This window comes from Specibacter sp. NPDC057265 (genome assembly GCF_042668835.1).
Taxonomy (GTDB): Bacteria; Actinomycetota; Actinomycetes; order Actinomycetales; family Micrococcaceae; genus Specibacter.
Genome location: NZ_JBHUYE010000013.1, coordinates 1 through 14,504 on the forward strand (window position 1 = coordinate 1; position 14,504 = coordinate 14,504).

General features: G+C 55.3%; 12 protein-coding genes. 7 read left to right on the top strand and 5 right to left on the bottom strand.

Annotation, left to right across the window (positions count from 1 at the left end):
- Positions 1 to 513: 513 nt before the first annotated feature.
- The 4 genes from ACFUCV_RS10375 to rfbB form a co-directional block, all read right to left on the bottom strand.
- The gene (locus ACFUCV_RS10375) at positions 514 to 2,577 is read right to left on the bottom strand and encodes an acyltransferase family protein (protein ID WP_380815282.1); all 2,064 of its coding nucleotides are present in this window, start codon (positions 2,575 to 2,577) and stop codon (positions 514 to 516) included.
- 207 nt (positions 2,578 to 2,784) lie between these two features.
- Positions 2,785 to 3,798: a UDP-glucose 4-epimerase GalE gene (gene galE, locus ACFUCV_RS10380; RefSeq protein ID WP_380815285.1), complete on the bottom strand. Its 1,014-nt coding sequence runs from the start codon at positions 3,796 to 3,798 to the stop codon at positions 2,785 to 2,787.
- Between the two features lies 1 nt (position 3,799).
- Positions 3,800 to 5,221, bottom strand: coding sequence for a sugar nucleotide-binding protein (locus ACFUCV_RS10385; RefSeq protein WP_380815287.1), 1,422 nt, complete (start codon positions 5,219 to 5,221; stop codon positions 3,800 to 3,802).
- A 3-nt stretch (positions 5,222 to 5,224) separates the two neighbouring features.
- Positions 5,225 to 6,223, bottom strand: a complete 999-nt coding sequence (gene rfbB / locus ACFUCV_RS10390) for a dTDP-glucose 4,6-dehydratase (RefSeq protein ID WP_380815290.1) — start codon at positions 6,221 to 6,223, stop codon at positions 5,225 to 5,227.
- 638 nt (positions 6,224 to 6,861) lie between these two features.
- Here rfbB and ACFUCV_RS10395 point away from each other — a divergent pair.
- Positions 6,862 to 8,223, top strand: a complete 1,362-nt coding sequence (locus ACFUCV_RS10395) for a GH25 family lysozyme (RefSeq protein ID WP_380815292.1) — start codon at positions 6,862 to 6,864, stop codon at positions 8,221 to 8,223.
- On the opposite strand, the gene ACFUCV_RS10400 is transcribed toward ACFUCV_RS10395, so the two are convergent.
- Positions 8,220 to 8,978, bottom strand: a complete 759-nt coding sequence (locus tag ACFUCV_RS10400) for a glycosyltransferase (RefSeq protein ID WP_380815294.1) — start codon at positions 8,976 to 8,978, stop codon at positions 8,220 to 8,222. The two genes, ACFUCV_RS10395 and ACFUCV_RS10400, sit on opposite strands and share 4 nt — an antisense overlap.
- Before the next feature lie 152 nt (positions 8,979 to 9,130).
- Here ACFUCV_RS10400 and ACFUCV_RS10405 point away from each other — a divergent pair, with 152 nt between their 5' ends.
- The 6 genes from ACFUCV_RS10405 (at position 9,131) to ACFUCV_RS10430 (ending at position 14,495) form a co-directional block, all read left to right on the top strand.
- Positions 9,131 to 10,363, top strand: a complete 1,233-nt coding sequence (locus ACFUCV_RS10405) for a polysaccharide biosynthesis protein (RefSeq protein WP_380815296.1) — start codon at positions 9,131 to 9,133, stop codon at positions 10,361 to 10,363.
- Positions 10,356 to 11,282, top strand: a complete 927-nt coding sequence (locus tag ACFUCV_RS10410; protein WP_380815298.1) for a glycosyltransferase — start codon at positions 10,356 to 10,358, stop codon at positions 11,280 to 11,282. The genes ACFUCV_RS10405 and ACFUCV_RS10410 overlap by 8 nt, the downstream gene beginning before the upstream one ends.
- Before the next feature lie 62 nt (positions 11,283 to 11,344).
- A complete protein-coding gene (locus tag ACFUCV_RS10415; protein WP_380815300.1) occupies positions 11,345 to 12,103 on the top strand; it encodes a glycosyltransferase family 2 protein in 759 nt (252 codons plus the stop codon).
- A gap of 3 nt (positions 12,104 to 12,106) precedes the next feature.
- Positions 12,107 to 12,493, top strand: a complete 387-nt coding sequence (locus ACFUCV_RS10420; protein ID WP_380815302.1) for a DUF2304 domain-containing protein — start codon at positions 12,107 to 12,109, stop codon at positions 12,491 to 12,493.
- Positions 12,493 to 13,380, top strand: a complete 888-nt coding sequence (locus tag ACFUCV_RS10425) for a glycosyltransferase family 2 protein (RefSeq protein WP_380815304.1) — start codon at positions 12,493 to 12,495, stop codon at positions 13,378 to 13,380. Before ACFUCV_RS10420 ends, ACFUCV_RS10425 begins: the two co-directional genes overlap by 1 nt.
- A gap of 20 nt (positions 13,381 to 13,400) precedes the next feature.
- A complete protein-coding gene (locus ACFUCV_RS10430; RefSeq protein WP_380815306.1) occupies positions 13,401 to 14,495 on the top strand; it encodes an NAD-dependent epimerase/dehydratase family protein in 1,095 nt (364 codons plus the stop codon).
- Positions 14,496 to 14,504 lie beyond the last annotated feature (9 nt).

Sequence of the window (14,504 nt, forward strand, 5' to 3'; positions counted from 1 at the left end):
GGAACGCTACGGGTGGCCCCTAAGGACAATAATCCCGCTTTCCCATGGTGGCCCCCAACCGCAATATTGCTGGCCCCCAAAAAGAAAAATATTCATGATGCTCATGAATGTTTTTACTTTGCATTCTGGAAATACGGGCGCACTTGGCTTGGAATCGCGTTTCAGTTGTAGGATCCAGCCAAAGATTTCAGAGTGGCCGAGAGCTTCATTAGTTTGCTTGGCCGCGTTGCTCAGCCCCTCCTCTTGTGGCCGCTCATGGCTGTGGCGACGGCATCGCTGCACTTCTTGCTGTGTCTGGCCCGCGGTACAAGTTTCGTTCGAAGTGGCGGGCTCCCCCGGGTGAGGACCACAGTCGCTGATATGCCTTGACGCGAGTCACGGTTCTTTGAATGCGCCCAAACAAGCCATCCCACTGGCGGTATGCCAGGACCTCACGGGATTTCAGATCCTTTAACATCCAAATCAAGGCAGTAAGAGTCCGTTCAAAAATTATGCCCAGTCAGATCCGCCCGCCTACCATCCCGTTGCTGCGAGGAATTCTCGTTCAAATATGGGTCGCAAAGTTTTCATGTAGGTCGCCGTGACGTGATTGTCGTCCTTGTAGACAACTACGTTCCCAATGACCGCAGGGCAGGAGGTTTCACTGCAAAAGCTGCTGGTCAAGTCAATGAATGAAGTCTTGCCGAGCACCGGCGGAGGCGGGTCTGTGGGAGAGACAGCGGGATATATTTCGTTCGTCGGGGTACTGCACTGAGCGTAATCATTTGGATTATTCTCCAAACATTCCGGTACCGACTGCATAAACCGGGGCGTGTCACGAAACGCCAAGACTTGGATGCCAGCAGCATTTAGGGCAGCCGCTTCCTCCACCCAGGAGGAATCCAGTTGTTCTGCCACCTCCGGCAAAGCGCTGGTTCGGGTACTCGTCGTGACCACCAGATCCGGCTTTAGATCAAGTACCTCCTTGAATTTTTCTTGGTTGAAAGCCACGCAGGCTTCCGTCAATCCAGCAGCTGGGTCTAGGCCCAAGGGACAGTAACCCATGGTCATGGATGTAACGTTCCAGTTGTAATCCTCAGCCATTTCAAGGATAGGCGTGTTGAGTACATGCGCGTGGGAACTCCCCAATATCACGACGCTTTTTTCACCCCCGTCATTGCCATTCGTGCACAGATTGATGTTCTCTTCCTCATCGGCAATACATGGTTCAGGAAAAACCGGCCAATCGGCGTGAATGTTAGCGAACAAGGGAAGCAAGGGGGCATCCGGGTTTGAATTGTCCACATATCCTGGCCACAGCGATGCAGCACCCGGATTATTTTTGCTGGCATTGGCCAAAAGAGATTCATTCAAATTATTTATGTGCGCCTGCCATGCCGTGACGGGAACCGCGACGCTGACAATGCATGCAAGAATAACAATCAGGGATCGACTCGACTTCTCCGCAAACCATGCATGGCGTCGCAACGGATCATCAACGTATTTAGTCAGCGCCCACGCCGCAATTATTGACAGCAGGATAATCGCCAGTCCTGCTTTAGGCCCTGCTTGATCCCTTCCGGAAGTAACCAAAAAAATCACTAAAACGGGCCAATGGAAAAGGTATAAGGCATAGGAGCTGTCACCCAGCTTGACCAGTGGTTTAGCACTCAAGAGCCGGTCTACACCAAATTTACTTCCGGTCTGTCCTGCGGCAATGACGCATGCCGCCGCGAGCGTGGGCCACAGGGCCATGTATCCAGGGAATTGTTGCCCTACCTGCAGGATGAGGCCGCAACTGATCATCGCGACGACGCCCAGCCAGCCTAGGAAAAGGCGTACCATCCGACCCAACCGCAAGGACGGCAATATAAGCGCGACAATTGAACCCAACGCGAATTCCCACAGCCTGGCTCGCGTATCAAAGTAAGCAAACAACTGGTTGTTTTGCGTAGTGATGATGGAAAAAACAAGCGAAATCAAAAAAATTCCACAAAACATCCAAATAAGCAGCCGCTTGGCCTTCAGTCTAAAAACTTGCGACAAAAACGCTGTCACCGCAAATATTATGGGCCACAGGATAAATATTTGTCCTTGTATTGACAAGGACCAAAAGTGTTGCAAAGGGCTTGCGGAGCTGTGGTCCGCAGCATAATAGTCTACAGCTTCTGCGGCAAGGTGCCAGTTTTGATAATAAAAAAGTGAAGCCCACGTCTGATCAAAGAGACTCATCCATGTGGATTCCGGGAGAAAAAAGTATGCGGCTCCCAATGTAATCAACAACGTAACAGCAATCATTGGGAGAAGGCGCTTAAACAGCCTGGTCCAATATTTTAGAAGTTCAAGAGGCCGGCCTGACTCCATTTTTCTGGCAAATTGGCCTGTGAGCAAGAATGCTGAAATCAACAGGAATACATCCACACCGCCAGAGATACGGCCGAACCAGACATGATAGCTAACCACCATAAGGACGGCCAAAGCCCGCAGACCCTGGACCTCCGAGCGGTACTTCCGCGGCTGCAGCGCATCACCCGCCCGTTTACTTGCCGTCGATCCTCTTCCCGCCTTGTTCGGCTGTTGGACAGTGACTTCAGTCATGGTTCGGTACCTCTAATAATATTTATGGCCTTTGCAACATTTACCCCCGCATTCAACCGTACCGCGTCATGCTGAGGTCTCCCTTTGAAAAGGGGCACCAGAGGCAAAGCTCACAACGCGCGCTGCACTGGTCGTTGGAGCCGGAGCGTGTTTTAGTCACGGGGAAGGGCTCCCACCTCCATAGGCGGGAACCCTTCCAGAAATAATTTAGCTGCCGTAGCCCGAAGGGTTATTCACTTGCCAGCGCCAGTGGTCCTCGCACATTTGACTCAAGCTCCGATGCACGGACCAACCGAGATCTGCCAATGCTGCGGAGGGGTCGGCATAGCTGACGGCAGTGTCACCCGGGCGACGTGGAGCAAACTCGAAAGGAACCGGCTTGCCGGCCGCTTCTCCGAACGCTTGGATAACCTCCAGAACCGACGAGCCCTTGCCAGAACCCAAGTTCCAACGGTAGACGCCTTGGTGAGAGGGCAAGTAATCGAGTGCAGCCAAGTGGCCAGCAGCAAGGTCCATTACATGAATGTAGTCGCGTATTCCCGTTCCATCGTGTGTTGGATAATCGTTGCCAAAGACCATCACTTTTTCACGACGGCCGACGGCCACTTGAGCTACGAAAGGAAGCAAGTTATTGGGCACACCCGTCGGGTCCTCCCCAATACGGCCCGATTCGTGGGCCCCCACAGGATTGAAGTATCTCAACAAAGCGATGCGCCAAGAGGGATCCGCTGCGCCCAAATCGGATAAAATATCCTCAATTTGTTCTTTCGTACGTCCATATGGGTTAGTTGCGTCCAGTGGCATTTTTTCCACCATCGGAACCTCTTCAGTAGCACCATAAACCGTCGCTGAAGAACTAAATACGAGTGTGCGCACACCATGGTTGTTCATGGAGGCAAGCAGATTTAACGTACCAACAACATTGTTCTGGTAGTAGCGGAGCGGCTCCACCACGGACTCCCCTACGGCTTTCAGGCCTGCAAAATGGATTACAGAATCAAATTCAGAGCTTGCGAACAGCTCATCCACGCTGGGCGCGTCAAGCAAATCCAGTTCCACGAATTGAGCTTTTTTCCCGGTCAACTCGTGGACCCGGCGCAAAGATTCGGCGGAGGAATTTGCCAAGTTGTCCAAAACAATCACTTCATGACCTGCCTCAAGTAGGCAGAGGACAGTGTGTGACCCAATATATCCGGCTCCGCCGGTGACAAGTACCTTCATGTTAAGCGTCTGCTCCTTTCTCCAAATAGTCAGCCAAGCGCTTGTCGGCAGTTGCTGGCTTGAAGCCTGTTGCTTTGATTTTGCCAAGCTCCAAGGTGCTTTCCAGAGGCCTGGGAGCTGCTTGTTTTCCCTCAAAGTACTTTGCCGTGCTCACACCTGTAACGGAGTCACGAGGGTGACCAGTGAGTTCGTACACATCAGCTGCAATGTCTGCCCAAGACTGGGGCTCCCCATCGTTGCTGAGGTTGTAAACACCGTACGCGACTTTAGAATCAAGAAGGTGCTTAATTCCTGCCGCGATGTCTTCCGCGAAGGACAAGCGACCTATTTGGTCATTTACCACTGCGGGAGCCACTCCACGAGCCGCCAATGACGCCATCGTCTTGACGAAGTTGTTGCCTTTCCCGATGACCCAGCTGGTCCGCACGATATAGTGCTTCGGAATCAGGGAAACCACTGCATCGCCTGCTGCCTTGCTTTGACCATAGACACCCAAAGGGGACAACGCCTCGTCTTCGCGGTGGGGCCCCATGGTGCCGTCGAAGACGTAGTCGCTGGAGACATGTACCAGAGTAATCCCATGGGCGGACGCCACTTTAGCCAGTTTGGCCACAGCTGTGACATTTATGGCCCAAGCAGCATTTCTGCCCGCAGGCTTTTCTGCGTCGTCGACGGCAGTGTAGGCCGCCGCATTAATGATGGACGAGTAATTCTTCCAATTCCGATCCGCATAGGCTGTATCGCTTCCGAGGTCAAAATCAGCACGGGCCGCAAATTCCACACTTGTATCATCGGAATAAATAGCACGCAGCGCCTTGCCCAGCTGTCCGTCGGCCCCCAAAATGAGAGTCTTTTTAGGAGGCATGGGACTTACCTCGGCGAGACGAGGATGCGTTTTGTCTTTGTCAGACAACTCGGCATCAGCCAAAGGAATCGGCCAAGCGATTGCAGCTGTTTCGTCTGCCAAGTTCAAGAACGTGTACTGTCCCTGCGCATCTGCGGACCAGTGGTCGTTGACCAAATATGTGTAGGCCGTGTCATTTTCAAGCGTCTGGAATGCGTTACCCACGCCCCGGGGAATGAATATGGCCTGCGAGGGATCCAACTCCGCGGTGAATACGGCGCCAAAAGATTCGCCCTCGCGCAGGTCCACCCAAGCACCAAAAATTCTGCCCGTAGCAACCGAGATGAACTTGTCCCACGGCTCGGCGTGGATACCCCGAGTGGTTCCTGCCTTCTCATTGAATGAGATGTTGTTCTGGACCGGGGAGAAGTCAGGCAGACCTAAGGCCATCATCTTTTCGCGCTGCCAGTTTTCCTTGAACCAGCCACGGTTATCGCCATGCACCGGAAGGTCATAGAGCACAACACCAGGAATGGGGGTTGTGGTCGTTTTGAGCCGTTTGGAGAACTCCATCATCATGATCTACTGGCCCTGTTCCCTGTACTTTGCTTCAGTGGCAGCCTTCTGCGGACGCCACCAGGACTCATTGTCCCGGTACCATTTGATGGTCTCTTCGATACCGGCGTCGAAATTGGCAAACGCAGGCGTCCAGCCGAGTTCGGTACGCAACTTCTCGGATTCAATGGCGTAGCGCAGGTCATGACCTGGGCGGTCGACGACGTGGTCATAGGCATCAGCGGGCAAGCCCATATGTGTGAGGATCTGCTCCACCACATCCTTGTTGTTCTTTTCCCCGTCAGCACCAATTAAGTACGTCTCACCAATCCGCCCCTTTTCAAGGATCGCCAACACGGCAGAGGAGTGGTCATCGGCATGGATCCAGTCGCGCACATTCTCGCCCTTGCCATACAACTTCGGGCGAATGCCATCAATGACATTTGTGATTTGACGCGGAATGAACTTTTCCACGTGCTGGAACGGACCATAGTTGTTGGAGCAATTACTGATGGTTGCCTGCAGACCGAAGGAACGCACCCAAGCGCGCACCAGCAGGTCCGAGCCAGCCTTCGTCGATGAGTACGGGCTGGAAGGAGCATAAGGCGTTTCTTCCGTGAACCGCTGCGGATCATCCAACTCCAGGTCTCCATACACCTCATCAGTGGAGATATGGTGAAAACGCTTGTTGTGCTGGCGCGCAGCCTCGATCAACGTATAGGTACCGATGATGTTGGTGTCCAAAAACGGACGTGGATCATGCAACGAGTTGTCGTTGTGGGACTCAGCCGCATAATGCACGACCGCATCGGCACCTGCCACCAAGGTGTCCACCAGCCCAGCATCACAGATATCACCCTGCACAAACGTGAACCGCTCCGGCGGCAGACCATCAAGAGAGGCCAAATTACCGGCGTAGGTCAACTTATCCAACACCGTGACGGACATATCGGTATTTTCCAAGACGTAGTGGACAAAGTTGGACCCAATGAAGCCGGCTCCGCCGGTCACAAGAAGATTTCGCATGAATCCAGCATACGGGAACGCCAGTCGTGACTTCCGGAACGTGGGGCCATGTGCTCGGCGCTAACAATGGCGCCTCGGCGTCACTATGTGAGGCCGCCCTAGTACCATTGAAATATGAGCTAACCCTCCATGCAGCTTCCACGTAAGGACTGCAACGCGATTTGGGTGAATTGTCCGCTGGCAGGAATCCGCCACATTAAGCACGCAAGGAAACTATGAAGATCCGCCCCCTAGCCACTCATGTGGCGACTCTGGCTATTGCTGCCCTTGCTCTGGGCGGGCTAGGTGCAGGTCCGAGCGCAGCCTCCCCCACAGCGGAAGCCACCGCTTCGCCGACCACGTCAGCCCCCACACCATCGCCAACGTCGGCCATCACCACTTCACCGGAGGCACCACCGAGTGCCACGCCTCAGCCCGCCGTGCCGGATCCGGTTCCGGTTCCGGTTCCGGTTCAATCGGAGCCAGCTACAGCGCTCGCTACGGTGGTCGCGCAACGCCCCAGCGACGGTGGCGCTGTCATGGGCCAAGCCGGGCAACAAGGGCCCTCGTCGGCAGCGCGCCCGCTCGCTGCGCGCGGCGCGGAACCATTTGTTAGGGATCAGCCTGCCGGGACGGAAGGCCAACCTCTAGGACTGGATGTGAGCGGTTGGCAGCAAAACGTCAATTGGACCGCCGTCAAGAACAATGGTGCCAAATTCGCCTACGTTAAAACGTCTGAGGGTCCTTGGACGCTCAATGACTACTTTTCCCAACAATACAATGGTGCCGCCAATGCCGGTCTGTTGCGCGGCGGATACCACTTCGCCCGCCCCAATGTATCGAGCGGATCTTCCCAGGCGCGCGTCATGTTGGCCTCGGGTGGAGGATGGACCGCTGACGGAAAAACGCTCCCACCAGCCCTCGACATAGAAGACAATCCATACGTCGCCAGTGACGGCACTAACAAATGCTACGGAATGACACCGTCGGCCTTGGTCGCCTGGGCAAAGGATTTCACCAGCACCATCAAATCCTCCACCGGTAAAGACGCCGTCATCTACAGCAGCTACTACTTCTGGCAAGAGTGCCTTGGCGGAAGCAACGCCTTTGCCAATTCGAACCCGTTATGGATTGCGGCCTACTACGCGTCCAGTCCGTGGATGCCCGGCAAATGGCCGGCGTACACTTTCTGGCAATACGCCAACAATTTTGCCGATGCCGGGCAAAGCATCCCTGCCACCTTCCCCGGTGACCAGAACGTCTTCAACGGCACCATGGACCAGTTGCGGACCTTGGCAGGGGTTAAAACTGTTGCCCCGAAACCTCCTGCTTCGCCGCAGGCGGTCGTTGGCCTCATCCCGGGTGCCAAAGTACTGAGTGGGAAATGGGCAGGGGACGGAAAGTCGTACGTCGGCTGGTACAAGGACTCTCAGTGGTGCCTAGAAATACCCGGAAATAAGCGCACATGCTTTTTCTTTGGCAGTCCAGGCGACAAACCCGTTGTCGGCGACTGGAACGGCGACGGGATAGATTCCATCGGCATCGTGCGTAATGGTTCATGGCAACTAAGCAATAGCGTGACCAAGAGAACCGTCGACATTGTGCAATCCTACGGCGTTGGTTCTGACACTCCCATCACGGGCGACTGGAACGGCGACGGTAAAACAACCATTGGTATTTTCCGCAATGGAAGCTGGCAGGTCACCAACTCACAGGGCCCAGGCCCCCGGGTGGACGTGGCGGCCAACTTTGGTGTTGCCTCCGACATCCCCGTGGTTGGGGACTGGAATGCTGACGGTTGGGACACCTTCGGTGTTTGGCGCAGGGGCAGCTACTGGCTGACCGACAGCCAACTGTTCCCGCCCGTTCACTACGCCTTCGGATTTGGCGTAGCCACCGACTCGCCGGCCATTGGCGACTGGAACGGTGACAACCGCACCACCGTCGGAATTGTTCGAGGGAACACTTGGCAGTTGACGAACAGCCTGTCGCTAAGAAAAGTTGACTCGGTTCGTTTCTAGGATGTGCGGGCTCTCGTTCGCTTGAAGGCCTCAATGAGTGCCCGCACAATCATCACCCGCGCCAGGACAATTGTCCGCAAGGAACGCCAACCCCGTGGAGTGACGTTTTCTTCGTGAAGCCGACGCCATAAAGTTGGCTCCGCTAGATGTGCCATTGACTTCGCTGTGTTGCCGCAAAGTGCCAGCCACAAGTCATGCGATTCCACCATAAAGTGCGGAATTGGGGCAAAAATGTTGGCCTGCTGACGTGTCATGGCCATGGCACAGCCATAGTAGGGACGATACCCGACAACAGCGCCAATAATATTTCTCACATAATGATCTGAATCGGCTGCCTTCAGTTCAGTGACTTTGCCGCGGGAGCCGCCGCCCAGGACGGCAAAGTTGGATGCCACCACGAAATGGCTTTGCAATTGTTCCAACATCAGCTCAAGTCGCCCGGGAATCCAGACATCGTCTTGATCCGCCAAGAAAACAAACTCACCGGCGCTGGCGAGGACTGCCTGCTCGAAAGACCTGACATATCCCTGGTTCTTAGTCCCCTCGATCAATCGCACTCGGGGGTCATTGAAGGCTTTGATGACAGCGACCGTGTCATCGGTCGAGGCGTCATCGACAATAACAACCTCGTCGTTGGCCCCCACTTGCGCCAGAATCGATTCAAGTTGCTCTGCCACGTAGCGCGCCCCGTGATAGGTGGCCATGCAGACGCTCACGCGGATGCCCTGCTGCCCCGGCGACGGATCATTTGACATGTTGTTCACTCTTCACTTTCAAAGCTCTGGTTTGGGTCACCACGAAAATTCCCTGAAGACCGCCACCGGTCAGTCTAGATGATTCGCCGTCCCAAGCTCCTCCAGTAAGATTGTCCAAATCACCCAACTGTTGCAAGGATTCCGCCGCCCATATGAAAACCGTTCTGCTGCGACTTTCGGGGTTTACGTTCTTGCCCCTGTTGTCCCTTGTGACCCCGTTGCTGCTTTTGCCCGTGATTGCGGGCTTTGTCGGCGCCGGTGGAATTTCCAGCGTCATCTCCGGGCAGGCCATTGGCACCTTCGGGGCCACAGTGTTGATGTGGGGTTGGAATATTGAGGGTCCGGTCTCCATTGCCCGTGCAGAAAATTCCCGGGACCGGGGCGCCATTTATCTGAGCAGTTTGCGGACCAGAATCATCTTGCTGGTTTTTGTTTTGCCCGTTGTGAGTATTGTCTCCGCTTGGGTGGCAGCTCCGGATTTCCGCTTTGACGCCGTCAGCATGGCCATGGCCTCCATGCTTGCGGGCATGTCTCCGGCATGGTTTTGCATCGGCATGGGCCAGCCCAGGCTGCTGGCATTTTTTGACACCATCCCGCGATTCATTGCCACCGCATTGTCGGTGCCTTTGCTGCTGCTCACCCACCAGCTGTGGAACTACACGCTGGTACTCGCAGCTGCAACGGTGCTCGCATTGATCTTGTTCCACCGACGCCTGGCCCCAACGGGCAGCTGGTTTCCCCGCAACATTGGCCAGGCCTTAGGTGACATTAAGGCGCAAAGCCACACGGCGGGAATCAACGTAGCGGCCAATGCCTACGCGTCCACACCCACGCCCATCGCCACAGCCACCACTCCTGCCGTCGCCTCCGGCTCCCTGGCTACAGCTGACACCTTGTACAGGTTTGGGATTTTCACCATTGTGGCCCTGGGGAACGCCTTCCAAAGTTGGACCATTGAACCAGGCATCCGCGAGCGGCGGCGCCGTCACCTGATCGCTATCTGGTCCCATGCCATTTTGGGTGTGGTCGGGGCGGCAATCCTGACAATCTTTGGTCCCTTCGCGAGCAAATTGCTCTTCGCAGGGCAAATCCAGGCCAGCACAGAGCTTTGTTTCTACTACGGCGTTTCCTTTGCGTTCCTCTCGGCCAGCACCCCCTTCATCCGCAATCTGCTCATCCCGGCGGGCAAAAAATCATTGGTCCTGCGCTGGACCCTGGTTTCCGCCGTGCTGGGGGTGGCCTTCATGCTCATTTCAGGTCTGGGGGGTAACGTCGTAGGAGTTGCCATGGGCATGGCCCTCAGTGAGGTCCTACTCTTTGCCACACTCCTATTCCCTGCTTTGCGATTCCTCAACCATGAAAGTAATTCACGCGACAATGGCTGACCATGACTCTTTGTACACAGTGGCTGCGGTCATTGCCGCTTATAAGCCTGCCGCGACCTTGGTGCACACCGTTCAAGCCCTGGCACGTCAAGTGGCCCACATTATAGTTGTGGACGACGGCTCGCCGGCGGCTTCGTCCCAAATTTTCGCGGACCTGGAACAAGCAGGTGCCATGGTGGTGCACCAAGCCACCAACCAAGGCATTGGCGCGGCCCTCAACGCCGGCGTGATGCGTGCTGAAGAATCCTTTTGCCCCGATTACCTCATCACTTTGGATCAAGATTCCGTTCTCGTTGATGACTACGTCCGCCGTGCCATGGAGACATTGACACGGGCGCGCACAGCCGGGCTTAAGGTCGGCTTCATTTGCGCCGCGAGTTACAGCGGCCATGCCAGCCCCGCATGGAAATCCGTGCAGGGTTTTAGCCAGGCCTTCGACCCCATGCAGTCGGGCTTTTTCATCCCCCGAGAAACCATTGAAACCGTAGGGTCCTTTGCCGCTGACTTCTTTATCGATGGCGTGGATTCGGATTTCACCATGCGCTGCCGAACCGCCGGGCTGGCCACCCTCATTGGCCCCCACTGCACGATTGAACATGACTTGGGGGAACGGGGCCAAGCAAAAATTTTGGGCCGCAAAGTGCGGGTGCTGGGTCGGGACATTGGATTCAACTATCACTCCCCCAGCCGGATTTACTACATTTGCCGCAATGGGACCATTTTGAGTAAACGGTACCTTCGCAGCAACCCGCAATGGGTTGCTCGGCGACTTATCGAGGAGTCCAAGGCTCATTTGCTCCGATTCTTGTTTAGCCCCAAAAAAGTGAAACTACTCACAGCCGCCGTCGCGGGATTGCGGGACGGATTAACCTCGAAATCCGGGCGCATTCCTTCAGCTTTGGAAAAACGGTTGAGCTAGTTAGCAGCCACTGTTGATGGCAAAAAAATCAATCATGGTCCACTTGATATAGTTTGGATGTTATGAATTCCTTGCCCAGCCAGCGCGTGCTCGTCATCATGCCCGCTTGGAACGAAGAAGAGGCTGTAGCTAATACAGTAACGGAAGTTTTGGCGACAGATCCCAGCTACGACGTCCTCGTGGTCAATGATGGATCCACTGACCGGACCGCCGTCGTGGCAGCCGCCGCCGGAGCAACTGTATTGAATCTGCCGTTCAATCTCGGTGTGGGGGGAGCCATGCGTGCCGGCTTTAAATATGCGCGCCGTTTTGGTTACGCCCAAGTGATTCAAGTCGATGCCGATGGTCAGCATGATCCGCGCAATATCGCCGAGGTTCTCGCGGGCCTGCAACACGCGGACATTTCCATTGGGGCCCGTTTTGCCGACCGCGGTGACTACACCGTCAGTGGCCCCCGCAAGTGGGCCATGTTGGTTCTGGCCAAAGTAATTTCTGTAGTCGCAAAGACCAAACTGACAGATGTCACCAGTGGGTTTCGGGCTGCCAATGACAGGGCCATCAGCCAATATTTGGACCATTATCCTGCCGAATACCTGGGCGACACGATTGATTCGCTGGTAGTTGCCCTTCGTTCAGGATGTACAGTCACCCAAGTGCCAGTTGAGATGCGTCCCCGCCAAGGGGGTACACCAAGCCACAATCCCCTGAAAGCTGCTATCTACTTGGGTCGGTCAATTTTTGCGCTCCTGTTTGCTTTTACTCGAAAGCGTTCGGTAGTCCCCTCCAATCAGCCGATAACCGCAGCGACAATTGGAGAGTAGTTCATGACAAATCTCGCAGCCCTACTACTTGCCATTGCCATTGTGGCCCTTGTATTGGAAATGCTCCGCCGCAAAAAATTCCGGGAGAAATACGCCACTCTGTGGCTGTTTGTCGGGATGTTGACAGTCATTTTGGCTGCCTTTCCACAGTTGTTGAACATCGCCTCGGAATTGGTGGGGGTCCAACTTCCGTCGAATCTGCTCTTCATTCTGAGCATTTTCCTGTTGTTGGGCGTGTGTCTTCATTTGTCGTTGGAATTGTCTGGGCTCGAAGATGAAACCCGGACGCTCGCTGAGGAAGTTGCCATCTTGCGCACCCAAATTGAAAGCCTCTCCACCGGCATGGCCGCAACAAACCGCGCCGAAACTAAAGAAAGAGATGGCCACTGATGCCGTTGGATATCTTCATCCCCTACTGGGGGGATCCGGGATACATGATTGCCACCGTCGACAGTGTCCTTGCCCAGGATAGTGACGACTGGGAGCTCACGATTGTGGATGATGCCTACCCGGACCGGAGTGTGGAAAGGCATCTTGCCGACTTGGCTCATCCCCGCATCAAGTACCTCCGCAAGGACGTCAATGAGGGCATCACAGCGAACTACCGCACGTGTGTTGCCTTGGCTAAGCAGGAAATGATGGTGATTTTGGGCTGTGATGATCTTTTGCTGCCTAATTATGTTTCCACCGTACTCAGCTGCCACGTACAATTCCCGGACGCGTCTATCATTCAGCCCGGGGTTGACGTCATTGACGAAAACGGAGGTTCAGTGCGGACACTGGCAGATACTGTAAAGCAGCAAATCATGCGACCACGCAGTCGAGGCCGGCAACTGCTGTCCGGCGAGGCTTTGGCGACAAATCTCATGCATGGGGTCTGGCTTTACTGGCCCTCGCTGGCATTTAGAACAGACAAAATACAACAAGTTGATTTCCGCGACGGATATCCGATCATTCAAGATGTGGCCCTGACCATGGACATGGTCTATCAAGGTGCACAGTTGCTGGTGGATCCAACCGTCTGCTTCGCCTACCGGCGCCACTCCGAAAGCGCCTCCTCCACGAAGTTGGTGGACGGTTCACGTTTTGCGGGCGAACGCGACTATTTCAATTTTGCTGCCAGCCAAGCCCGCGCGTTGGGCTGGAACCGCACCGACCGGGCCGCGAAGCTGCGGCTTATGTCCAGGGCTCACGCACTAGCTTTGCTCCCAAGAGCCATTCGCACCCGGCATTTCGTGGCCATGAAGGCACTTTTACGCCACGCTTTCGGCAATTAAATTTCTTTGAAAGGTCTATTGTGACTACAACATCCGCTGCCTCCCGCCAGGGTGGAACAGTACTTGTCACCGGTGGAGCCGGTTTTATTGGTTGCGCCATTTCCGCAGCCCTGGTTGAAGCCTTTGACCGTGTGGTGGTCGTTGACAATCTGCACCCCCAAATTCACGCCAATGGTCAACGCCCTGACGAGCTTGCTGCCGGTGCCGAACTCATCATTGGGGACGTGGCACAGGCCAAGACCTGGGATACCGTTTTGGCAGGCCTGACCCCCGACGTCGTCATCCACCTGGCGGCTGAAACAGGCACCGCCCAGTCATTGAACGAATCAACGCGGCACGCCCACGTAAATGTTGTGGGAACCACTCAAATGCTCGATGGGTTAAGCCGCCACGGCAAGCTTCCGCGGAGAATCGTTCTCTCCTCCAGCCGCGCGGTTTACGGCGAAGGCGCCTGGACCCGCACCGATGGCACGGTGCTGTACCCAGGTCAGCGCACCAGCGCCACCCTGGACGCCCAGCAATGGGATTTTACTGATGCAAGGCCTCTTCCCATGAAGGCCGCCAACACCTTTCCCGCACCGGTTAGTGTCTACGGTGGCACCAAATTGGCTCAGGAACACATTATTCAAGCATGGGCTAAATCCTTCGGCGTTGAGACGGTTATCCTGCGTCTGCAAAACGTGTACGGACCCGGGCAGTCGCTGATCAATCCCTATACAGGCATCATGAGCTTGTTCTGCAGGATGGCGATGGGTCAAAAATCCATTCCCTTGTACGAAGATGGCGAAGTGCGCCGCGATTTCATCTTGATTGACGATGTCGCCTCCGCCATCGTTGCCGGCGCGCTCTCACCCACTGTCCAAGACCAACCCATGGACATCGGGTCCGGGGAATTCCAAACCATTGGAACTGCAGCGGAACTAATTGCCAAGCATTACCAAGCTCCCGCACCCCATGTGACGGGTCAGTACCGTCAGGGCGATGTACGTCACGCCTGGGCTGATGTGTCCGACGCACAACGCGTCTTGGGTTGGACTCCACGCTACAACTTGGCCCAGGGCATTGATATTTTAGCAAACTGGATTGACGCCCAGCCTGACGTACAGCCGGCCTAGCCTTCCCTC

Excerpts from the sequence above, each read along its gene's own strand:
- ACFUCV_RS10415 (WP_380815300.1), top strand. The coding sequence starts at position 11,345 with ATGAATTCCTTGCCCAGCCAGCGCGTGCTCGTCATCATGCCCGCTTGG.
- ACFUCV_RS10405 (WP_380815296.1), top strand. The coding sequence starts at position 9,131 with ATGAAAACCGTTCTGCTGCGACTTTCGGGGTTTACGTTCTTGCCCCTG.
- ACFUCV_RS10410 (WP_380815298.1), top strand. The coding sequence starts at position 10,356 with ATGGCTGACCATGACTCTTTGTACACAGTGGCTGCGGTCATTGCCGCT.
- rfbB (WP_380815290.1), bottom strand. The coding sequence starts at position 6,223 with ATGCGAAATCTTCTTGTGACCGGCGGAGCCGGCTTCATTGGGTCCAAC.
- ACFUCV_RS10425 (WP_380815304.1), top strand. The coding sequence starts at position 12,493 with ATGCCGTTGGATATCTTCATCCCCTACTGGGGGGATCCGGGATACATG.
- ACFUCV_RS10420 (WP_380815302.1), top strand. The coding sequence starts at position 12,107 with ATGACAAATCTCGCAGCCCTACTACTTGCCATTGCCATTGTGGCCCTT.
- ACFUCV_RS10375 (WP_380815282.1), bottom strand. The coding sequence starts at position 2,577 with ATGACTGAAGTCACTGTCCAACAGCCGAACAAGGCGGGAAGAGGATCG.
- galE (WP_380815285.1), bottom strand. The coding sequence starts at position 3,798 with ATGAAGGTACTTGTCACCGGCGGAGCCGGATATATTGGGTCACACACT.
- ACFUCV_RS10400 (WP_380815294.1), bottom strand. The coding sequence starts at position 8,978 with ATGTCAAATGATCCGTCGCCGGGGCAGCAGGGCATCCGCGTGAGCGTC.
- ACFUCV_RS10385 (WP_380815287.1), bottom strand. The coding sequence starts at position 5,221 with ATGATGATGGAGTTCTCCAAACGGCTCAAAACGACCACAACCCCCATT.